The sequence below is a fragment of the Ningiella ruwaisensis genome, from assembly GCF_004798935.1.
Lineage (GTDB): Bacteria > Pseudomonadota > Gammaproteobacteria > Enterobacterales > Alteromonadaceae > Glaciecola > Glaciecola ruwaisensis.
Genome location: NZ_RAHT01000001.1, coordinates 162180 through 184983 on the forward strand (window position 1 = coordinate 162180; position 22804 = coordinate 184983).

Annotated in this window: 19 protein-coding genes and 1 tRNA gene; 9 read left to right on the top strand and 11 right to left on the bottom strand. The window is 41.9% G+C overall.

Going from position 1 to position 22804, the window contains the following annotated elements:
• Window positions 1–14: 14 nt before the first annotated feature.
• The 3 genes from D6V41_RS00685 to D6V41_RS00695 form a co-directional block, all read right to left on the bottom strand.
• Complete coding sequence (locus D6V41_RS00685) at window positions 15–1364, bottom strand: Gfo/Idh/MocA family oxidoreductase (protein ID WP_136249573.1); 1350 nt, start codon at window positions 1362–1364, stop codon at window positions 15–17.
• 10 nt (window positions 1365–1374) lie between these two features.
• Window positions 1375–2892, bottom strand: a complete 1518-nt coding sequence (locus D6V41_RS00690; protein WP_206663228.1) for a 3-keto-disaccharide hydrolase — start codon at window positions 2890–2892, stop codon at window positions 1375–1377.
• 99 nt (window positions 2893–2991) lie between these two features.
• Window positions 2992–4224, bottom strand: a complete 1233-nt coding sequence (locus D6V41_RS00695) for a Gfo/Idh/MocA family protein (RefSeq protein ID WP_136249574.1) — start codon at window positions 4222–4224, stop codon at window positions 2992–2994.
• A gap of 222 nt (window positions 4225–4446) precedes the next feature.
• On the opposite strand from D6V41_RS00695, the gene D6V41_RS00700 reads away from it, so the two are divergent.
• From D6V41_RS00700 to D6V41_RS00710, 3 genes are all read left to right on the top strand, one after another.
• Entirely contained in the window at window positions 4447–6066 is a 1620-nt protein-coding gene (locus D6V41_RS00700; RefSeq protein WP_136249575.1) for a hypothetical protein, read from the top strand.
• A gap of 384 nt (window positions 6067–6450) precedes the next feature.
• Entirely contained in the window at window positions 6451–7389 is a 939-nt protein-coding gene (locus D6V41_RS00705; protein ID WP_136249576.1) for a cation diffusion facilitator family transporter, read from the top strand.
• Window positions 7390–7675: 286 nt separating this feature from the next.
• A complete protein-coding gene (locus tag D6V41_RS00710; protein ID WP_136249577.1) occupies window positions 7676–8782 on the top strand; it encodes a mechanosensitive ion channel family protein in 1107 nt (368 codons plus the stop codon).
• Between the two features lie 37 nt (window positions 8783–8819).
• Here D6V41_RS00710 and D6V41_RS00715 read toward each other — a convergent pair whose 3' ends face one another.
• Window positions 8820–11246, bottom strand: coding sequence for a right-handed parallel beta-helix repeat-containing protein (locus D6V41_RS00715; RefSeq protein WP_136249578.1), 2427 nt, complete (start codon window positions 11244–11246; stop codon window positions 8820–8822).
• 220 nt (window positions 11247–11466) lie between these two features.
• On the opposite strand from D6V41_RS00715, the gene D6V41_RS00720 reads away from it, so the two are divergent.
• Window positions 11467–12444 carry a GntR family transcriptional regulator gene (locus D6V41_RS00720; protein WP_136249579.1) on the top strand — a complete coding sequence of 326 codons (978 nt, stop codon included), beginning with the start codon at window positions 11467–11469 and terminating at the stop codon, window positions 12442–12444.
• Window positions 12441–13346 (top strand): phytanoyl-CoA dioxygenase family protein, encoded by a 906-nt coding sequence (locus tag D6V41_RS00725; protein WP_136249580.1) that lies wholly within the window; start codon window positions 12441–12443, stop codon window positions 13344–13346. The genes D6V41_RS00720 and D6V41_RS00725 overlap by 4 nt, the downstream gene beginning before the upstream one ends.
• A gap of 36 nt (window positions 13347–13382) precedes the next feature.
• On the opposite strand, the gene D6V41_RS00730 is transcribed toward D6V41_RS00725, so the two are convergent.
• A tRNA-Val gene (locus D6V41_RS00730) sits at window positions 13383–13459 on the bottom strand.
• A 116-nt stretch (window positions 13460–13575) separates the two neighbouring features.
• Window positions 13576–14646 carry a patatin-like phospholipase family protein gene (locus tag D6V41_RS00735; protein WP_136249581.1) on the bottom strand — a complete coding sequence of 357 codons (1071 nt, stop codon included), beginning with the start codon at window positions 14644–14646 and terminating at the stop codon, window positions 13576–13578.
• Between the two features lie 346 nt (window positions 14647–14992).
• Here D6V41_RS00735 and D6V41_RS00740 point away from each other — a divergent pair, with 346 nt between their 5' ends.
• From D6V41_RS00740 to D6V41_RS00755, 4 genes are read left to right on the top strand one after another with little or no spacing between them, the layout of a single operon-like run.
• Window positions 14993–15376 (top strand): ACT domain-containing protein, encoded by a 384-nt coding sequence (locus D6V41_RS00740; protein WP_136249582.1) that lies wholly within the window; start codon window positions 14993–14995, stop codon window positions 15374–15376.
• An 11-nt stretch (window positions 15377–15387) separates the two neighbouring features.
• A complete protein-coding gene (locus tag D6V41_RS00745; RefSeq protein WP_136249583.1) occupies window positions 15388–15741 on the top strand; it encodes a Spx/MgsR family RNA polymerase-binding regulatory protein in 354 nt (117 codons plus the stop codon).
• Window positions 15742–15774: 33 nt separating this feature from the next.
• Window positions 15775–16455 carry a M15 family metallopeptidase gene (locus D6V41_RS00750; RefSeq protein WP_136249584.1) on the top strand — a complete coding sequence of 227 codons (681 nt, stop codon included), beginning with the start codon at window positions 15775–15777 and terminating at the stop codon, window positions 16453–16455.
• A gap of 49 nt (window positions 16456–16504) precedes the next feature.
• Window positions 16505–16681, top strand: coding sequence for a DUF2897 family protein (locus D6V41_RS00755; RefSeq protein WP_136249585.1), 177 nt, complete (start codon window positions 16505–16507; stop codon window positions 16679–16681).
• Between the two features lie 73 nt (window positions 16682–16754).
• Here D6V41_RS00755 and D6V41_RS00760 read toward each other — a convergent pair whose 3' ends face one another.
• The 5 genes from D6V41_RS00760 to D6V41_RS00780 all read right to left on the bottom strand — a co-directional run bounded on the left by D6V41_RS00760 (window position 16755) and on the right by D6V41_RS00780 (window position 22759).
• Window positions 16755–17075, bottom strand: a complete 321-nt coding sequence (locus D6V41_RS00760; protein WP_136249586.1) for a heavy metal-binding domain-containing protein — start codon at window positions 17073–17075, stop codon at window positions 16755–16757.
• 74 nt (window positions 17076–17149) lie between these two features.
• Window positions 17150–17587: an HIT domain-containing protein gene (locus D6V41_RS00765; RefSeq protein WP_241664379.1), complete on the bottom strand. Its 438-nt coding sequence runs from the start codon at window positions 17585–17587 to the stop codon at window positions 17150–17152.
• 46 nt (window positions 17588–17633) lie between these two features.
• Window positions 17634–18677 carry a succinylglutamate desuccinylase gene (astE, locus tag D6V41_RS00770; RefSeq protein WP_136249587.1) on the bottom strand — a complete coding sequence of 348 codons (1044 nt, stop codon included), beginning with the start codon at window positions 18675–18677 and terminating at the stop codon, window positions 17634–17636.
• Between the two features lie 67 nt (window positions 18678–18744).
• Window positions 18745–20040 (bottom strand): putative bifunctional diguanylate cyclase/phosphodiesterase, encoded by a 1296-nt coding sequence (locus D6V41_RS00775; protein WP_168710953.1) that lies wholly within the window; start codon window positions 20038–20040, stop codon window positions 18745–18747.
• Between the two features lie 163 nt (window positions 20041–20203).
• On the bottom strand, window positions 20204–22759 hold the full coding sequence (locus tag D6V41_RS00780; protein ID WP_136249589.1) for a glycogen/starch/alpha-glucan phosphorylase: 2556 nt from the start codon (window positions 22757–22759) through the stop codon (window positions 20204–20206).
• Between the last annotated feature and the right edge of the window lie 45 nt (window positions 22760–22804).

A 22804-nucleotide genomic window follows, 5' to 3' on the forward strand; every position in this document is an offset into this window, starting at 1 on the left:
AGATGTGCTTGTATTTACACCTTCATTTCCCAACCTGGCTCATATTCTCGCGACCAATATTTCATAGCCTCTGAGTCATTTTTGATACGCCCGTTACTGCTATCGATTTCGAGCGAACGGCCCACTGCCTGGGAGTAATTACCTAAGTGACACAGTTGATTTGAAATAATTCCCTCGTCGATAGGCGCTCGAAGCTTTTCACCGGTTCTTATTCCGGCATAAAAGTTGTTCATGTGCTGACCGTCCAAAAATCCTGCTCCGGTCGTATCGGTAGTGGCACTTTTGCCTTCTTCTTTTACCTCTTTGATAAGCTCTCGCTCTAGATTGTAGGCAAGGTAGCCGTTTCTATCGAGCAGAATCGTACCTTCTGTTCCATGAAGCGTAAGCCCGCGGCCGCGTTCATAATGATTAAAACCATTACAGCTTCGACCTTCCCAACATAGCATCTTACCTTCATCGTACTCATAATTAACAACCTGGGTGTCGTAAAACTCCCAGTCATCATCAAAATGAAAACGACCACCGCTTGAACTCACGCGATTTGGATAACCTAAGCCCATCGCCCATCGCGCTATATCAAGTTCATGCGTGGCGTTATTATTTATTTCACCTGTGCCATATTTCCAGAACCAGTGCCAGTCGTAGTGCACATATATATCTTTAAAGCTTTCTCGCGGCGCCGGGCCTTGCCACAATTCCCAGTCAAGCCATTCAGGTACAGGCGCTTCTTTTGCCCGACCAATCGGACCTCGATTATTGCTGTACCATGCTTTGCCATAATAGACATTGCCAATTAGACCCTCTGCAATGTCTTTTACTGCTTGCATCGATGACTTCGCGGAGCGTTGCTGCGTACCTACCTGAATAAGCGGTTTATATTTCTTCTGCGCCTCAATCAGCATTTCTCCCTCAGCCGAGTTATGGCTACAGGGCTTTTCAAGATACACATGTTTACCTGCCTGAAGCCCCATTAAAGCCATGGGAGCATGCCAATGTTCAGGAGTTGCAATCAACACCGTATCCACGTCTTTCATGGCAATAACTTCGCGATAATCTTTGTTTAATACCGCGTTTTTCCCGCCCATTTCTTTTAGCTTTGCATTGGCTTTATCTGCCGCACGAGAATCCACATCACAGATTACATTTACCTCAGCATTAGACGCTTGCTGCGCCGCCGCCATTAGTGCAATACCGCGACCATTTACACCCACTACAGCCGCGTGGATACGGTCGTTAGCGCCAACCACTCGCGCATAGCTTTTGGCAGATAAACCCAGACTCACTCCTGCAGCAACAGCGCTTGCGCCCTTTATGAACTGTCTGCGAGAGAAGTCTTTTGTCAAAAAATCGTTTGAATTACTCATAATATGCGCCTCACATTTCTTTAATCTTGATGTTTTTAAAGTGCACTAAATTGCCATGGTCTTGCAAAAGGATGTGTCCTTGCGGTAGGCGGCCAAAGTTTGGCCAGTCTTTATATTTGCTGTAGTTTACAAGGGCAGTGAACATTTGAGAGTTTCGGTCAAACTCCACCATTTTGACATTGTTTAACCAGTGTTCGATTTTGCCATCTTTTACAACAACACGAGCGCGGTTCCATTCACCTGGTCCCTTCGCATAGCGCTGCTTTGAGCTATTATCGTGAGACAGATTTTCTGCGGTAATAAGGTCGTAAAGTGATGCCAGCGTACGATTCCCTGCTACACCATTTTTCGCGTCAGGATGTTTTTCATCGTCTAGAATCTGAAATTCAAGCCCAATAGCGGAGCCTGGACCTTTGTTAAGCTCCGGGTCGACAAAATATTTGATGCCGCTATTTGCCCCTTCGGTATATTTAAAATCAACATGTAATTCGAAGTTACTGAATTTTTGCTCCGTTATTATGTCACCCGGGCCGGTAGACTCACCACCATCGGTTTCTTCAACGCTTAAAATTCCATCTTTAATTGTCCAGCCGCTTTTTGGAAAATCATCAAGCTTTGCACCCATCCAGCCTTCACTGGATTCACCATTAAACAACAGTCGATATCCGTGGCGCTTTTCCCAATCTGTTAGCGTATTTGTGAGGTAACTAATTTCGCGAACATCAGGATCGTTTGGCCATTGGTTTGCCTCAAGATCATCGGTCATAATGCGCAGGTTACGCCATCTAACCTTTGCTCCCTCTTGCGACGCTTCTCTGATGCTATGTACTTGCAGCGCGATAAACCCCTGTGCTGTGGCATCGTCAACCAAACGCGTAATCATATGTCCATTTAGCCACGTTTTAATACTGTTGCCTATTGCTTCAACTCGGATTGTATTCCAACCACCGTTGATAAAAGCGTGCTTGGCGTTTTTATTTTCGGTAACCGGATAAATCCAGCCTCTTCGCTGCTCATCATATATACCTGCGGTAAATGCTCTCGGACTTGGATCAGCTTCGACCTGATATCCGTGAACCACTCCATTTCTATAATCTGGATCTGTGTTGCTTCTGATTTGCACGCCAGAATTTAAGTTGTTGTCTACCCAGATATCATATTCAAGTATAAAATCTGAGTAGGTTTTTTCTGTGCGTAAAAAAGTGTTGGGTGTATTTAACTTTGAAACACCCACAATCACGCCATCCTCAATTAAATAATCTGCTTCTCCGTTTATTTTTTGCCAGCCGTCAAAATCTTTACCATTAAACAAAGGCTGCCAGTTACCCTTATCTGATTGCATTGCCTCATTGTAATTATCTGCTATGGCAGAAACGCTATGTTGCATACAGAGAATAAATGCAATTGAACTTATAAATACCCTATATAATCTTGCTTTCCGTAGCGACTGCAACTGATGTGTAAATTTCATATAAAACACCTTGTGATTATCCACCATAAACTGTTTTATGGATGCCGTTCTATTCATGACCGTCCCCTTTTTTCCTTTTATAAAAAGATTTTAATTGTGATACCGCGGGTTAAGCCGAATAGAAACTGGCTTTACAACCCATTTTAATCCGCAAAGTTATCCTAAGCTGCTCGTCCAAACTTGTGTTGAACCAGAATCCATGGCATCAAGAGCCATTTGCACAACCACAGCAGTAGTTGCGCCAGACTTAACATCTGAAATAGGTTGGCTGTTATTCGCTATTGCTTCTCTGAATGCGATTAAGGCATAAGCGGTCGAATCTTTACCATCTTCTTCTATAGCAACACCTTTATCCTGCTGCCATGCATTCATCGTAGCGCCTGAAACACCATCTACTACGCCCATATCGGCACTCTCCGGCAAAGTTTCGCTGTAGATGTAAGCAGTTTCAGCATGCATGATAATCGAGCCCTTGCTGCCTAAAATGGTAATTTTGCGGTTGTCTTTTGCGTTGCTTGTTAAGGAGGTATAACTTGCTTTCATACCGCTGGCGTATTCAGTAAGAAAATTGACGTTATCGTAGGTCTCTCTTCCGTCTTTCCAATAATCAATTCCGCCTATTCCCATGACACGGGTAGGATGGGAGCCGCTAATCCAATTCACAAAATCAATTTGATGGGAGCATAATTCTGCTGCCAGCCCACCTGAAAACTCGCGATACATTCTCCAATTGATTTGACGTTCTAAGGAAGGGTCTGGCACTGGTCGCCGCCAATCTGCATTTCGGTTCCACTGGCTTTCAATTTTTAGCACTTTGCCTAAATAACCGTCCTGTACATATCGCCTTACTCTTTGCACAAGCGGTGAGTTCCTATGCTGATGACCGGTTTGAAAAATCAAACCGCTATCTTCTACCGCTTTTACCAACTTTTCGCTTTCAGCAATGCCGTAAGAAAGCGTTTTTTCACAATAAATAGGTTTGTTAGAAGAAATGGCATCCAGCGCCATATTTGCATGCATAGAAAAAGGAGTAGCGATAATGACCGCATCAACTGATTTATCTTCCAACAAACGCCGATAATCAGAATAAATTTTATAGTCATCATGCTTTATGTAGGGTTTTGCTTCTTCTAGGCGAAATGGCAAGGTGTCGCAAATTGCGCTTACCTTCATACCATCGATGTCATTAATCACAGAGGCTAGCCCTGCCCCTCGGCTACCTACACCAATAATTCCGACCCCGATGGTTTTTCGGCTATTAGTGTTTGAGCCGTTTGTTGCGCTTTGCTTTACTCCTTGTAACAAGGTGGAAGAAAAAGCAGAGTTTGCAATACTTGTTGCACCGAGCAAAGCAGCCGTGGACTGAATAAAACGACGTCTTGAATTCATTAAGTACTTCCTATAGCTGAATACACAAAACAATTTTTGTTTACAAATTTCAGCGCTGTCTCTTTAAAATCCGCTTAAGCAGATTGTTAATAATATGTTATGAGTACATATTGCATTACAAATTCATTAAATACTGCTTTTTGATGGTTAATTAACGGTTGACTAACAAAGTGTTAACCTGCATTATTTGTTAACTTTTACAAGCTAAGTACATGTAAATAAGTGGAAATTTTTACTGAAGAAGAAGCAAATTTTTTAGAGCTTGAATGCGAACGCATATTGGCAAGTCAGCTTTTTAAACGCTCTCGAATGCTTTCTAACTTGCTTCGATATTTATTACAAAGTACTTTGGATGGTCAGCAACCCAAGGAAATTACCTTGGCTTTGGATGTTTTTAACAAGCCAAACAGTTTTGACCCGACAGAAGATTCCTTTGTACGCGTTTACATGCATAAACTGCGAGCGCGCGTCGATGCTTATTACCATGAGTATTCAAATCCCAGCCAAACACGCCGTATCAGCATTCCTAAAGGCTCGTACTTACTGGCCATAGAGTCGCTTGTAAATGATGAAGACTTCACCTCTTCCACTCGTCCCGTGCACGGTAGTGCAGGTGAAGAGTATTTACGCCCAGAAACTCAGAGCAATCATTCACAGGGCAACCCTACACAGAGCAATACGGCAACGCGCGATGATTATAAAACACAGGGAAACATCAGTTTATTGCGCACGTCTGTTTATAAAATGGCACCCTGGTTACTCGCCTTAAGCGCCATTATTTGTGCGTTCTCACTCGTTATGTTCATCGAATCTAAGCGCAATGATTCGCCCTCTGCTTTTGATCAGACGCCGCTTCTACAAAATTTTTGGCAAGTGTTTAAAGATAATGGAAGACCTACTTATATCGTCTTGGGCGATCTTTATGTTTATGAGTTTGTGCTTGAACAAGGCATGGGGTCGAATCTCAGCGAAGCCACAGCTGATGCTAATAGCGATGCCACCACTAAAAGCACCTTATCGCAAAGTTCTTTAAGTGAAAGTTCTCTGTCTCAAAGTTCTCTGTCTCAAAGTTCTCCGTCTCAAAATTATTTGTCTCAAAGTTATTTGTCTCAAAACAATACATCACGCGATAAAGTTTTATTGCGTAATTATGATGTAAATTCTCAGATAGATTTAGAAGAGTGGTTAGATGAGAATCCGCAGTATCGTGATGTAACACAACGAAGTGCCAATCGTTTTTTAATGCAGTCTACTGCATATACGCTTGCACCGTTAATTTCTGCTGCCAATCTAAACGACGACGTTTTTTTTATTACCACCCTGTCTGATGCAGATGCAAAAACGCTTCGCGACGCAAATTTTATATATGTCGGCATGATAAAAAGCATGGGCTTTCTGCGAACGTACTTTGAAGCAAGTGATTTCCGTTGCGAAACACGCTGTCGATACGATTTGCGTACTGATTCCGGGCTACGCTTTTATGGAGAAGGAAATAGAAGCGAAGACCATATCGATTATGCTGTGGTTACTAAGACGGTTCGTGAGAATGGCGCCATTTCTCTTTTTCTGGCGGGTTTTTCAGACACTGGAATAATGCAGGCAGTACGCACCGTTACTGATGAAAGCAGTTTGTTAAACGCCCGAAAAATTATGCTGGAGAATCAATTTATAGAAGATGATGTGACCATCGCTAAAGATGAAACGGCTGGCGAAAAACAAGGTTTCAGCCTTTTATTTGAAACAAAAGGTTTTGACTACGCAGACTATGATGCAGATATGATTTTCGTCAATGGACATGAGCTGAATTCGCAAAAAAACGAAACTAAGCTTGGCGACGAATAAGACATCCAAACAGCCATCGTCATCCCCGCGCACCATCGTCATTCCCGTACAACATCGTCATCCCCGCGAAAGCGGGGACCTCCAAAGATAAGGCACGTTCTGAAGCTTTCACACAATTTGATAGAGCAGATTTTAAAATTTTGCGGTGAATTTAAGGGTTTCCCACTATCATGGGAATTACGAAGGTTGTTTTGAAGATATAACGTCGTCAGATAAGCTAGGATAGAGTGTCAGCAAGCGTTGCGTAAAACTGACAAGTTAGGTTGAACACGGAGTTTACTGAAAGTATTTTCAAGCAATTACATGCATATTATCTAAACATACCGCTTCCATATTCTAAAAAAGGGCGTATATTACGCTCGCTTTTCTAACATAGTACAAATAATGGCCATTGGCTTTCATCATCAAAAAGAAAAACAGGTGCTGCGTCTTTCATTTTACGTGGCGGGATTATTTGTGCTCATTGCGCTTGGTTTTGCCTTGCTCACCGGCTCAGATGCCATTCTATTCGACGGTATTTATTCACTTATTGCCTTTTTTATGGCTTTGCTTACATTAAAAGTAGCCAATCTTGTGCAGTTACCTGATGACGATCGTTTTCATTTTGGCTATACAGCTATTGAGCCAACCTTAAATCTTTTTAAAGCACTAATTATTATCGCAAGCTGTATATATGCTGTCATAGCCTCCATCAATAGTTTATTCGACGGTGGTAACAGCGCAGACTATGATTTAGCCATGATTTACGGTGCCTTTGCCACGGTTGCCTGTTTTGGAATATCGGCCTACATGCGATATCACAGTAAAACACTACGTTCTGATTTAGTGGGTGTGGACGCGCATACATGGTTTGTAGACGGCGTCTTAAGCGCCTCAATTTTGCTTAGTTTTGGATTAGCCTTTGCACTGGAAAACATGCAGATTGAGGGCTACAAAGACCTTGCCAAATATGCGCCTTACGTTGATCCTGTTCTTTTAATTGTACTCGGTATCGCTATGCTGCCGATTCCACTTAAAATATTGCTCGACAGTCTGAACGAGGTGATTAACAAAGCTCCTCCTGAAGCGGTGAGCAGCGTCATTGAAAAACGTTTAAAAAAGACGTTGGCAGATGTGCCTTATGAGCACGTTGAAGTGCGTATCAGTAAGCGCGGTAGAGATTTATATTTGCTTGTGCATATTATTGTTGATGATGCCTTTTCAGTGGCAACAATCAGCGAACTGGATGATATTCGGCTTAAATGCGAGGCTGAAATGCGCGAATGGAATCCATCCATCATCATGGATATTCTTTTTATTCAAGACCCGGAGCTTGCTGATTAGGGCATTAAAAAACGTTATACCTGAAAATTGTTTAAAATCTTTTTTACTCAGATTTTCTCAATCTTGTGTAAATCCTTCCTCGTTAAATTAAACTCTTAATCTCTCATTTCGCTTAGAAAAACTTTGGGATTGAGCGGCGTGTAATCCGCAAAGGCCTATCCGCAAAAGCTTTGAAGTAAGCTACCTCACATCTAATAAAAAATGAAAAACGCATCAGCACATCCAAAAACTGTGGCGAAGAATTTGCAACTTAGAAAATCAGATTAAGGACTAATGAACTCATTGTATGACAATATTTCTTAAATTTTCTGTAGCGACGGATACACCTTTAAAAGTGCTAACACCTCTCGTCGATGAATCTTCTGCGCTATTTGATGCATTTATCGCGTTTTTACCCTCATTATTGCTTGGTGCAGTGTTTTTACTTTGCGCGGTATTAATTTCAGCCCCCATAGGGCGTTTTGCCACATCACAAACGCAGCGTTTTTCTGGCTCGCAATTGCTGGCAAGTGTGGTAGGACAAGCAGTAAAGCTTCTTGTAATTGCACTGGGGCTTTATATCTTGCTTAAACTTATTGGTTTATCGGGTTTTGCACTAACGATATTAAGCAGTGCAGGTGTTGCCGGTATTATTATTGGTTTTGCTTTTAAAGATATTGCGGAGAACTTTATTGCCAGCATTTTAATCAGTATTCAAAAACCGTTTAAGCTGGATGACGTAATTGAAGTTGATGGTGTGATTGGGGTGGTCTCTAAAGTGACCTCTCGTGCAACAACGCTAGTAGATTTTGATGGGGATCATATTCAAATTCCGAACGCCACAGTCTACAAAAGCAAAATCCGTAATTTAACGGCAAACCCTAAAGGACGGGTATCGTTTCAATTAGGTATTGGCTACGATAGCAGCATTCGAAAAGCGCAGGAAATTGCCTATCAGGTGCTTATCGACAACGACAGTGTGCTTAACGAACCTGAGCCACTTGTTCTTACTGATAATCTTGGTTCTTCCACTATTAATATGCAGATATATTTTTGGATTGACGTTACTCGGTTCTCACCAATCAAGGTTAAATCAATGGCGATACGGCAAGTGTTAAGAGCACTGGAGCAGGCAAATATTTCCATGCCTGACGACGCAAGAGAGCGAGTATTTCCGCAGGGATTAACCATTCACACCGTGGATGCTGCGCATAAAGAAAGTTTTGAAGATACAGGTCCAATGAAACAAGAACAAGATAAAAGAATTGAGGACAAACTAAGACACGACTCCAATGACTCAAAGAACATCGAAGATGACTTAAGCAGCCGTGAAGATGTAAGTAGTGATACGCAGGATATTCAGGCGCAGGCTAAGCAAAGCCGAGCGCCTGAGGAAGGTAACAATATTCTTTAAACGTATATCGTTGAACACAACAATTTAGTTGTTTCGACTAGTAAGAATTGTGGTTCAGGTAATTTTTCGATTTCTGGCCTTTTTTCTTTGCATTTTCAATGCTCAAAACTGGTCCACTGTTGACTTTGGTGTCGCTATCGAAACCACCAGGTAAGCGAAACACGATATCGTTACCGTTGCGATCGGTAAAGCGCTGACCCGTCACTTTGTTTTTTTCCAAATCGGCCGTTGAAACAATGCTTTGTTTTGCAATGTCGTTCTGATCAAGAAGTCTCTCAATGGATGGAACCAGCTGATTGTTTTGATAGTTAAGCTCAATATCCGGCAAGAATACATTGCCGGATTTTCGTATATCAGCTAAGTCTGCGTAGGCGCTTAAATCACTACCAATAAAAAGATTATTGATGAAGTAATTATCGCCACCTGCTATGCCAGAATATCCTTTTATCTGCGTGGAATGTGGGTAATGAAAAGGTGTGCTTCGTTCTGGTACGGCACGCTGCGTGACCTGCCCCGCAAAAAGATTGTGTAAATACGCATTACCCTGAGACCAATCTGACAATGCACGCTCGGACAAAAACAAATTATTGTCGATAAGAGCTGGACCGTGGTTAACCTCAAGCCACAGATCTTGATCATCATTATTGTGTAGCACATTTGCACTAATGCGCGTGCCTTGCGTCATCCAATCGAGCCAAATACCACGATGTGAGTCAAATATATGGTTATGTGCAATGACGGTGTCGATTGGTGCATGTAGCTTTATCCCTGCCATTTCATAGCCGTCAAAAAGCTTTTGTTGGTGTATATCGTGAATGGTATTTTGTGTGATCTCGCTGAAAATTGCGCCCATGCTGCCAGCTATTCCAGCCTGCTCACAGTGAGAGATATGATTCGCACGAACCACATGACCACCAATCGTTTCTTTATTCCAGTCTCTGGCGATAGCTCGCTCAATTGTGCCTACATAACCGGCGGCGGAATCTGCCGCTGTATTGTCAAATTCATCACCGTATTTACCTAAACTCAGACACACCGTTCGTGAGTGGCGAATTCGATTGTTCTCAATAATCCAGCCTTTACTCCAATGTGTGCCTACAGCCGCTTTTTGTTCAGCAGTGGGTGGTGCCCAATTCGTCGCAGCATGGGCAAATTCAAATCCGCTTAAGCGAATATAGTTTATGTTAGGTTTTGATGGATAAAATAAGGTTTCTCGCACATTAATTTCTATCCCTTCGCGATTCGGGTCATGACCATTAAATTGTGCATAGATTTTGGTATTCGTATCATTAACCTCTGCATACCAGAGCGCTTTATTTGCAAGCTTTGCCAGTGCTGCCTGATACTTCTCAACGTAGGCTGCCAGGCTGTTCTCATTGTGTTTTTTAAACACAAAATACAGATCTATGCCTTTATCACCGCCCTTAAAACTGCCTCCAGAGTTCGCAGCGGCAACGAAGTCAGACCATTGAGGTAAATAGCTAACAAACACTTCGCTACTATCCCAACTTGCAGTACTAATAACTGAAGCACTTGCGAGTAATTGACCGTCTACACCGTTGGCACGAATTTCAACCACACCTCCATGGCTGCCTTGAATGGGCGAAGCCAATATTCTGACAAAGCCTGCATCCTCATTTAAATTAACGTTATTTAAGCGAATATAATCACTCTCGTGAATAACAAGTGCATGATTTGCATCTGACTCGCCTTTCACATCTACATGTTGAGCAGAAAAACTTCCTTCAAACTCCTGAGGCGTTTGACTTATTTGAGACTCTCCCAGCGCTAGTCTCTCGAGCCGCATTAAAGAGGATTGTTTACTTTGCACAATGTCATCAATAAATGCTCTGGCATTAAATGGCTTACCTAATACTGTTTCTAAATCTGGCGATTCCCAAAGCCATTCATCGTTTAAATATACAGCACCGGTGTGATGATCTCGTCCTTCGTTTTTAAACCAGTCACCGCGAATTTTAGTCGCGTACGGATTGTAGTTGCCAAAAAAAGTATTGGGCAGTGTAAGCAGCCATACATCATCTTGAACATGTCTCCAGCCTTTAAGTTTTTCAGAGCCTTTTACGAGCACTCGTTCACCCTCGGCTGCGCGATAATGAATCATTTCATTTGAGGAATTACCGCCAAATTGGGGGTCAATACTTTCTCTATAAACTCCGCCTCCTACAATAACGGTATCACTCGCTTGGGCAATTTCTGCCGCTCTGCTAATAGTTAAAAAGGGACTAGTTTGCTCGCCTGAATTACTGTCGTTTCCCCCTTTCGACACGTAAAAGGTTTTACCTGATTGGATTAAAACAGCCTGGTTTTTTGTGAGCAATTCATCGGCCTGCGTAAGCGGAGAAAAAATTATGTATGTTAGGAGAAGCGAAAACACAGTGGCCATATCGGCTCCTGCCATTAAAATTTTTTTTCCAATTAATTTTCCAATTAACTTAGTGTCCAAACTTATTCTCCTGCCATCCCACACAAAACTTTAGCAACTCACCGCTTGCATATTCTCAAATCAGCTGGCTCTGGAAGACGCTCCAAACCAACTGTGGAAATATTGATTTATTGGAACAACTGCTTTACATTCTCAACTAATATTTCATACTAGTTCATACCAGTTGCAAATGGCAAGCGTTTTGGAGAACACCTTAGACACTACGCAATGAGAATAAGATTTGAAAACAAAAGTTGAACAGATCATCGCTGACATTGAAAACAAAGTTCAGGCGAATACATTAAGGTTTGGCGACAGCCTTCCCTCGCTTTCGCGCGTGCAAGTGGATTATGAAGTGTCAAGAGACACAGCAGTGCGTGCCTACCGCAATTCAAAAAGCCGGGGGATCATCGAATCAAGAAGAGGCAGAGGCTATCGTGTTGCTAATAATGTGAGCGATCGCCAGTTGAACGTATTTATTCTATTGGACGAACTTTCTGAATATAAAAATACCCTTGTTAAATCCTTTGCCAAAGCTTTGCATAACAAAGCTACGTATAAACTCTTTTTTCATCATTTTAACCAAGACGTATTTGCTCAATTACTTAGCACTCAATTGGGTAACTTTACGCATTATGTTATTAGCCCTATTCCTGATGCACCTGAACTAAACGCAGTGCTTGGCAAGGTTCCTGAGCATCAACTTATATTTATTGACCGTTGCGACACACAAGAACTTACACCACCTTTTTTAGGGCAACTATATCGACAGGATATCAAAAATAGCCTGAATCAACTGAGCGATAGTTTAACGCAGTATTCTTGTTTTGAGTTTGTGTTTGGTCAGTCAAAATATCACCCAAACGAACTGAAAACGGGATTTAGGGATTTTTGTCAGCAGCACAACATCGCTCACCACATCATTGTTAACCCTGCAGACATCAAACTGCGAAAAGGCAGTGCTTATTTAGTTATAGATGACGAACTACTTGCTTATATCGTAAAAGAAGCAAGGCATAAAGCGCTGCATATTGGTAGTGATATCGGCATCGTGTCTTATAACGAAACCTGCCTGAAATCTGTTATTGCAGACGGCATTACCACTATTTCGACGGATTTTGCAAAAATGGGCGAGACACTTGCGCTCATGTTGCAAAGTCCTACATTTCCCGAACGCGTCCACAACCCAATGCTTGTGTTAAAAAGGAATTCTTTATGATCCCTGCCAACGCTTTTATCAATCAATCTATAAACGATAAAAATGTACAATTTTATAAAGAATACGGCTTTCTGATCGCGCCAAATGCACTTACGCAAGCAGAAATTGCTTCTTTAAATAAAGATGTGGTCGAGATTTTAAGTGGCAAGCGCGGTGAGATAGAGGGTTTGCGACACCTATCGGAGAACCAAAAACCGACTTATGTTCAAAATCATGTTCAGAAAAATGAAAATGATTTTATTCGCCAGTACACCGCAATTCATTTTCCGCATAAATTATCAGCGCTGATAAAAGACTTTGCCAAACATCCGAAAATTGTAAATGTGCTCAGCGAGATTGTGAGTAAAAACGTTAAATGCCTACAGTCCATGTTTTTCGTTAAAGCGCCAGGTAAAAAAGGTCAGGCCTGGCATCAGGATGAATACTTTATTCCCACTCGTGATAAATCGCTTACCGGCGCATGGTTAGCTTTAGATGATGCAAACGAAGAAAATGGCTGTTTGTGGCTTATTCCAGGTTCTCACGAAGACGGCATTATTCGACAGCGAGTTAAGAACGATAATACCCACTTTGCTGATACTGAAGTTGCAGACATCACACCTTTCGAACAAAAAGACTTTGTAAAAGTGGAAATTAAAAAAGGTGCAATCGTTTACTTTAATGGCTATCTTTTGCATATGTCTTTACAAAACCAGTCGCATTCCTCTTTCCGTCGGGCACTGGTATTTCATTACAGCAGCGCAGAAACGATGCTCCCTTGGAATCTGGATGGGCGCATACCCAACACACAAGACAATCGCGACATATTTATGGTCACCGGCGTTGACCCCTATGCTTACAAAGGGACTTGTGAATTAGCCAAGCCGTTTATTCGGGCAGATGTGCTGGATTTTAGAGTGTAATCTTTAAAATCTTGAGAATCATAAAATAAGACAGAGTGGTGCGTCTACCCTGACTCGAACAGGGGACCTCTACCATGTCAAGGTAGCGCTCTAACCAACTGAGCTATAGACGCATTTTGGACGCTTGCCTGATTGCTGATGTGTTGCAAAGCTAAAACACAAGACACTTTTTGTCACAAGCGGCGCGTATAATAGCCACGCATAGTGCTTTTCGCAAGCGATATTTCAATCAAACACGCTGTAGCTGAATCGCTTGCACAAATTTTGACGGATTTTCGCTGTTTACCCATTGTAAAAACGCCTCTCCTAACTGTTCAGATGCGCTCATCACCTTTTGCCAGTAATCAATTCGCTGCTTGGCAGGCATGGTTTCAAAGTCTTTTCTATCAGGTATTTTGCCGTAGGGTAGCGTTGCAACAAACTCCTCCGACGGTGCAATTAACACCACATTTTCGTAAGAATCCGCATGGCAGCTTCGTTTTTTCAAGGCCTTATCGAACCATCCTGGAATGGGTGTTTTGTAAAAATGTGGATATAACACCAAACCAGGGGTGTTGATTTTCATGTCAAAGTGATAATCAATAATCCCTCCATCGCGATATACGCCCGGCCCTGCCCCCGGGATATCTGGCACACCCTCAATAACCATCGGTATCGAACCTGTCGCCATGAGCGCCATTAGCATGTTGTCATGACTAAGCGATACGTGTCGGCTCGCAATGGCGACCTTTTCTTCAAAGTCAAACAAGGTATCGGTGTTGGAAAAAACGACACGTGTGAAGCTTTTTTGAAGTTTTGCTCTGCCCAAAGCATTTCGAGCAGCGGCTAAACCAAGCCCTGTCCCTTGTTGCCATTTAATTTCTTTAGCTGCCAAACCATGACTTTCAGCCACTACAATGTGCAGGCGTTTGCGCGACTGGCTTAAGACCTCGTCTACTCCGCCCTCTCCCATCATATAGTGTAAAAGCTTAACGCCTTTTTCAGTAATTTCTCTTACGCTAGGCTTATCTGAATAAATTGTATTGCTGTAGCTATGGGCAAGGCGCTCAATTGCGGCTCGAGGGTCATTATGCGCAAAGCAGGCAGAACGAAATGCACCAATAGATGATCCAATAATATCAACAGTGTGAACACCCTTATCCATAAAGTCATTAAAGAGCACTTTATCCAGTCCATAAAGGACAAACCATTTTGGCCCGCCCGATGCGCCTAACACGGCAGTAAACATTTCAGGGTGAACGCCGTTTTGCTTTATTTGCGCCATCGCCTTTTTGCCGGCGTAAATTGAAAGTGGCTGCATCAAAATTCCTTTGCTTATTTTTTACTAATTCTTTGTTTTACTTATTGCTAGTGACATACGCTTATTCATAGCATGTGAGTGCCGTTATTTCGCTTAACAATTGGTATTTATGGTATAAGTATGCGGAAATCGTCAGAGAAATGACAATAATTTATGCTGATTTTGCACAATAAATTTGCGGTGCCGGTATATTGACCATGTTTTTTTTGCTATTGTTTTCATATTCTTAGTGAGTAACCCCAATGAACTACACATACTTATCCACAGATAAAGTGGATAAGATAAAAAACGTTGCTTTCGTTAAGTTAATTAAAGTTAATTAAACTAAATTAAATAAGGAAAATTTGTGGCAAAGCAAACCTTACAAGTCCTTAAGGATACATTCGCTATTCATAGCCTTGATGTGGATGAGTCTATACCTACAAAGGTACTTGCCTGTGATTTTTACTTCATAGGCAAAACAGCAGATGAGTTATCACTCGTTGTACCCCAGAAAATTAGTATTGATGCTCAAGAAACTGATTACGACTGGCGCGTACTGGAAGTACTTGGTCCCTTGAGTTTATCAATGGTGGGGATTATGGCTGAAATTGGCAATGTGTTGGCAAAAGCAAAAGTGAGCATATTTGTCGTATCAACCTTTGAAACCGATTATTTTATGGTTAAGCAAGACACTCTGGACAAAGCCATTGAAGCCTTGATTAAGGCCGGTTACAAAATAGAAAAATAAGAGGTATTTAAGTGACACATCTTTATGGAATCAATAATTGCGATACAGTGAAAAAAGCAAAAACCTGGTTGAACGATAAACAGGTAAACTATCAGTTTCATGACTATAAAAAAGAGGGTGTTGACCTGGATTTTATTCGCCAGATGCTTGAAACGCACGGCGTTGCTGTAATTGTCAATAAACGCGGTACCACTTATCGCAAGCTTGACGACGCACAAAAATCAACAATTGATTCAGGCGATATCAATGCAGTTGCTCTTCTCTTGCAAGCGAATTCCTCAATGATTAAGCGCCCTATTGCTTTGCGCGATAACGCTTCGATTGTTGGATTTAAGGCCGATGAATACGCAGATTTTTTTCAGTGAAAGTGTTATTTAAGTACAAGAAGAGATAGATAAATGCGAGCACTAAACATAAATCATATTATGGGTTTGGACAATTCGCACTTACTTGCGCTTAGTGACGGGCACTTTTTGTTACCTGAAGTAAAAACAGCTTTTGAAAAAATGCAAGCGGCAGCGGCAGAGGCCTATCTGGACTTGCAAATTTGTAGCAGCTATCGAAACTTTGAACGGCAATTGTCTATATGGAATCGCAAGTGGAAAGGGGAATTGCCCTTGTACACGCTGGAAGGAGAATTGCTTGATCACAGTCAGTTAAGTGACGATGAAAAAATACACGCGATTATGCTTTGGTCTGCGCTACCCGGCGCAAGTCGGCATCACTGGGGTAGCGACTTGGATTTTTATGATAAACAAAGTGTGGAACGCGCAAATACTAAACTTGAACTAGTGCCAAGTGAATATGAAAACGATGGTCCTTGCGCCAGGCTGTCTGATTTTATTGATTTGCACGCCGCTGATTTTGGCTTTTATTTACCCTATGCGACCTATGTTGGGGGTGTTGCACGCGAGCCATGGCATATCAGCTACAAACCTATCGCAGAAAAAATCCAACAAGAATTTGATATTGATGCATTGCGAAAAACGCTCAGTGATAGTGAGCTACTAGGCAAAGAAGCGGTGCTGCCGCAATTAAATGAGTTGGTGCTACGCTATACCTATAATAAAGGCGTATAATTATTCCTACTGGCAAAACCACATAATGGTCAAGGATAAATACACGCTAATGAACACATTTGAAATTGTTGTCATTATCACTTTGGTATTGGGCATTATTGCCGGTAACATTTTGCTATTGCGATACAGCAACAAATTTAAAATACCCAAAGATTTTAAAAAGCGCCCAGATTCAGACTATGACGATACTGATGGTGATCACAAAGAGGATAAAGACAAATGGTAGGCCTTATCCCCTTTCAAAACAATTTCATGTGACGCTCGACTGGCAAATCAATTTCGAGGCCTAAAAAATCGCCTTAGTTTAATTTGACCGCTGTACCGCTGATACTCACCATTAGCATGCTGCCGTTTTGACCGACTACTTCGTAATCCAAGTCAACACCAATAATGGCATCAGCGCCTAGCATACTTGCTTCTCGCTCAATCTCTTCAAATGCGATGCGACGCGCTTTAGTCAATTCTGCTTCGTAAGAGCCTGAGCGCCCGCCTACTACATCTCGAATTGAGGCAAACAGATCTTTAAATACATTCGCCCCCATAATCGCTTCGCCAATCACAACGCCGCAATACTGACTAACGGTTTTTCCTTCAATTGAATTGGTTGTGGTGATGATCATATTTTCTCCTTTATGACGCTAGGCGCGTGTTTTAGCGGCGCTTATACAACAATAATCGCCATTTGTTATCGGTTTTACAATGAGAAACCTGCTAATACGCTTCGCATTTTCTCAATCTTTTGGTTTAAGCTTTGCTCATCATATGTTTTTGCTTTTGCATAGCCCCAAACGGGTGATGGCCATGCAATATCTGATGTAAATCGTGCGATATGATGTACATGCAATTGAGAAACAACATTGCCAATTGCAGCGACATTGAGCTTATCGTATTGATAAATGGTAGCCATTGATTGACTCAAACGTCTACTTTCAATTGTAAGCATTTGTTGCAGATCTTCACTTAGATCATGCATTTCCTTAAGCCCATTAATTTGGGGCACCAACAAGTACCATGGATAGTTCGCATCGTTTATCAGCCTTACTTGAGAAAGAGACAGCGCACAAACAAAAATACTGTCCTTTTCCAATTGCGGTGCCAGCTTAAAGTCTTTATCCATTTTGCGTTTGGGCATTTAATTTTTACTCTGTTTTAAGAACATTTTTAAAATTCCTGACAAATTAGAGTTCGTAGGGGATCACGGTCAGCATCGCACGCTGCCCGATTGCCACATCAGCATTTGGAAAAACGATGGCCTCGCCCTCATGCTCAGCAACATATTGACGACCGGTCTCACTGGCAAGCACGCTTCCTTTTTTAAAATCAGTGAAATTTGCGGTGTCGTCTGAAAAGTGTAGCTTGAAATCGTCCTGATATTTTTTAATTACTTGATTTACTTTGAATATTTGTAATGGGCATTCTGAATAAGGCGTTAAGGCTAATACTTCATCCTGAATCAAATGCCTTAACATGGTGGACACTTGCTCAAACTTTTTCATGTCATTTTCACCAAAGCGCTTCACTTTTCCGAGCTCTACGGTAAAAGATAATGCATCATGATAGCGTGAGGAATAATAACTGAATGTGGTCGTTGGCCCCTGCGAAAGCAGTATCGTATTAACACCACAATCAGACATAAACTGAAGCTCTTGCTTGTTGTATGCTTGTCCGTGCGTAAAGGGATACACGGCGAATTTCTCGTTTTTTGATGCGCGAATAGCTGTATGTAAATCGTAATGATGTTTGGAGCCACAATCTGTGTCATCCGCGTGTTTAAAAAACCTTGCCATTTCGCTCATAAGCTCTCTTGCCCGCACTCGCTCATCCCCTTCCCCATCAAGTTCAGCGGCAAACAAGCGATTGAGATTTTCATCTATAAATCGGGTTTGTTTTGCAATGGCGGGCAAATTTCCAAACATAAACATTACTGGATGATTGACCATTAAATGTTCGTTTGCGATATCAGCAATCATCTGATTGCATATTTCCATTGGCGCGGTCTCGTTGCCGTGAACGCCGCACGAAAGCACAATATGCTTTTGCAATTTTCGCTTTACTACAGGGGTAAATGTGATCACCCCTAACACCTCACAATCGACTTGTGTGTGCCCATTAATGGTTAGTGAAAAGGGCGAAAATTGCCTGTCGGCACGCCTTTGATGTTGATCAGGTAAATTCGCGCAGTGAAGTGAATAACTTAAAAAATCATTTAATTCGTTTAACACTCGTTTTCCTCGTTAAAAGTAACAAGGGAATGTTAGCAAGGTAAGTCTGGCAATTCGAATTTAAATTTTAAGCGTTGTTTGCCAGCTCTGCAAAATTGTTGTTTTCGAGTAAGTCGATAAATGCATATAAAGGTACGGCTTGTGAGAATAAAAAGCCTTGTCCTTTGGTAATACCCATTGATGTTAGCAAGCGAAGTTGCTCTGCATTCTCTATTCCTTCTGCGTAGGTTTCGCAGCCTTTCGCATCGCAAATAATTTTGGTGGCCTGAATAATGGCACTGTTAACTTTCGAAGCGCTCAGTTCAAGCACAAATGCTTTATCGATTTTGATAGCAGACAACTCCAGGTCTCGAATAAAACTCAGGTTGGAATACCCTTTTCCAAAGTCATCCATCGAAATTGCAATGCCCATGGCTTTTATTTCATCTAACTGGCGTTTTACCAACAATGAATTTGAAAGCGCCACGTCTTCTGTGAGTTCGATTTCGATTAGCTCAGGGGCAACGGTGTACTTTTGCAACAATTTTCTGATGTTGGGTAATAAGCGCGGATCATAAAGCTGAGTTGGTGAAATGTTTACTGAAACCGGTAATTCAAACCCTGAGGAGCTCAAAAGTGCAATCGATGAAAAGGCACTTTCAAGCGTCCAATACCCAAGCTCATTCATCATGTTATAAGATTCGGCTGCTTTTAAAAGCGTGCCTGGAAATACCACACCATCAAGTGGATGATTCCATCGCAACAAGCACTCTGCCCCAATAATTTCAAAGTTCTTTAAATCTACCTTGGGTTGAAAATATAGCTCTAACTCTTGATTATTTAAGGCGCGCGTCAAATCTGCTTTAAGCGCCAAGCCTTTGCCGCTTACCTCATGACTATCGTCTGTTAACAGAGCAAAATTAACGTGCCGGTTCGACTTCGCCTTTTTTAACGCGGATTCGGCAAGCGAAATTACCGTATTCGTATCTGTTTCCTTTGAACGGCGAATAGCCGCGCCTACGTTAAAATCCGCAATAAAAGCAGTGTTGTTCACCATTAAAGGTGATTTAAAATGCGAGATTAAACGGGCATTTCGCTCACGCATGGCAGTCGGTGTGTTTGAATTGATAAACACTACGCCAAAAATATCCCCACTTAAACGACCGATAGCCTCTGCGTCTTTGAAAATACGACAAATGTGATTGGCAATTTGCAAAAGCACCATGTCGCCAGACTTATGATCAAAGGCAGCCGATACATCAGAAAACCGCATCACATCCATGAGCATCAAGCTGAAGCTTTGCTCATTACTTGCAATGCTTTCTACAATCTCCAAAAAACTGTATCGATTCGGGATTTGATTAAGCTGTTGATGCTGCGACAAGGTCATAAAGATTTTTTGATCCTAAATGAGAGCCTGATTTGACCGAAAAAACGCTGTCAAATTCATTAGTACTATCTATATCGCAGTATTTGGTGATTTCTTTACTAAAAAGCCGGCTAAGTGCCGGCTTTTTAATCGTTATGATAAACTTAACCCCATTTTCTCACGAATTTACCTGACACTTTTCCAGTTTCCAGATTTTTTCAACATAGTCTCTAATAGAACGGTCAGAGGTAAATTTACCCATTTTGGCGGTATTTAAGATTGCCATACGCGCCCAACGCTCTTTGTCTTTATAAGCTTTATCTAGCTCGATATTCGCTTGGCTGTAAGATTCAAAATCAGCCAACACTAAGTATGGGTCGCCACCGTCTAGCATGCTCTGCTTTAACGACGATAAAGCACCTGGCTGACCAGGCGTGAAATAATCACTGTCTAGCCAATCCAGTACGGCCTTGATTTCTTTATTGGCATAATAGTAATCGTAAGGCTTGTAACCTTTGGCTTTTAACTCATTTACTTGCTCCACTGTATTGCCGAATATAAAGATGTTGTCATCCCCTACTTCCTCAGCAATTTCAATATTGGCACCATCCAGTGTACCGATGGTAACTGCGCCATTGAGTGCAAGCTTCATATTGCCCGTACCAGAAGCTTCTTTTCCGGCGGTAGAGATTTGCTGAGAAACATCAGCAGCCGGGATCATTTTTTCAGCTAGAGACACGCGATAGTTTGGCAAAAACACAATCTTGATTTTATGATTAACGCGATTGTCACTGTTTATCTTTTCAGCCACTTTATTGATGGCATAGATAATGGTTTTTGCAAGCGCATAGCCAGGGGCCGCTTTTGCGCCAAAAATAAATACACGTGGATGCATATCGTAATCAGGGTTTTCAAGCAGCCTTCTGTATAACGCTAAAATATGTAGCAAGTTAAGGTGCTGGCGCTTATATTCATGCAAACGCTTAATCTGTATGTCAAAGATAGCTTTGGTGTCGACAGATATTCCAGTAAGCGCTTTTATTTCTTTAGCCAAAGCGTCTTTATTTTTTTGTTTTACACGCATAAAGGAATTTTGGAATGTTTTGTTATCTGCAAACTCAGACAAGCCATCCAGTTTTGATAATTCCAGTGGCCAATCGTCACCAATTTTTTTTGAAATAAGTTCAGACAATAAAGGATTACAGGCCTTTAACCATCTGCGCGGCGTAATACCATTTGTGACGTTCGTTAATTTACCCGGGTAAAGCTGATCAAATTCAGGAAAGAGATCCTGTTTCACTAATCGAGAATGAATTTCAGCCACACCGTTAACGGCAAATGCACCAATTACGCTTAGATTCCCCATGCGAACCATTTTTTCGTTACTTTCTTCAATAATAGAGAGTTTTGCTTTTATGGCGTTGTCTCCCGGCCATTTCTTCTCTACTTCTTGCATAAAGCGATGGTTTATTTCGTATATGATTTCAATATGTCTTGGCAGAATCTTTTCCATCATGCGCACCGGCCATTTTTCCAATGCTTCTGGCAGCAAGGTATGATTGGTATAAGCAAAGGTATTTGAGCAAATATTCCATGCGGTATCCCAGTCTAACTGCGCGCGATCAACCAAAATACGCATTAACTCCGGAATGGCAATAGCAGGATGGGTATCGTTAAGCTGAATCACCACTTGGTCGGTGAATCGCGACCAATTGTCACCGTGAGCTCGCTTGTAGCGACGAATAATATCTTTGAGTGAACAGGCGCTGAAAAAATATTGCTGAATCAATCGCAGTTCTTTACCTGCCTCGGTTTCATCGTTTGGATATAGAACTTTTGAGATGGTCTCTGCTTCAACATTTTCGCGCTGTGCATCTACGTAACCACCTGCATTAAACACATCCCAATTGAAGTAACCTGAGGCCTGACTCTCCCACAAGCGCAAGACATTGACCGTTTTGCCACCAAAGCCTACAACAGGGATATCCCAGGGAACACCTTTGACGATTGCGCCTGGATGCCATTCTTTTTGGATTTGCCCGTTTTTACCGTATTTGGTTTCAACGTAGCCATACAGCGATATTTCCTGAATAGACTCTGGACGGCAAATTTCCCACGGATTGCCGTAATCTCTCCATGAGTCAGGTCGTTCAATTTGCGCGCCGTTTTTAATTTCCTGACGGAACAAGCCATGCTCGTAGTGAATGCCATATCCGATTGCGGGATATTCCATGGTCGCTAATGAGTCGATGAAGCAGGCAGCCAAGCGTCCCAGGCCTCCGTTTCCAAGCGCCATATCGGGCTCTTCTTCAAGCACGTCGCTAAGCTCCACACCAAGCTCTTGTAAGGCTGCGTTAGCCGTTTCAAACAAGCCAAAGTTATGCATATTGTTAGACAGCAAACGTCCCATTAAAAACTCGGCGGAAAAATAATGGACAGCGCGGGTATCATTTAGATAGTGCGTTTTTTGTGTTGTTCTTAATCGTTCAAGAACCTGCTCCTGAATCGCAGCGCTCGTTGCTTTCCACCAGGCATGATTGTCTGCTTTATTTTCGTCAGTTCCCAAACTACAGTGCAAGTGACGAACAACCGCATCTTTGAACTGCTTTTTATTGATATTTAAACTGGCTAAGCCATTTTCGTGCTGCTTGCTTGAGCTAGCGCTTTTTGAATTTTTTAATTTCGACCCGCTATTTTTAGCAGTCGTCGATTTTGATGTCTTTGTTGTACTCATAATTTTCTCTTAATGCGTGAGTGAATGACATAATGAAAGAAACTT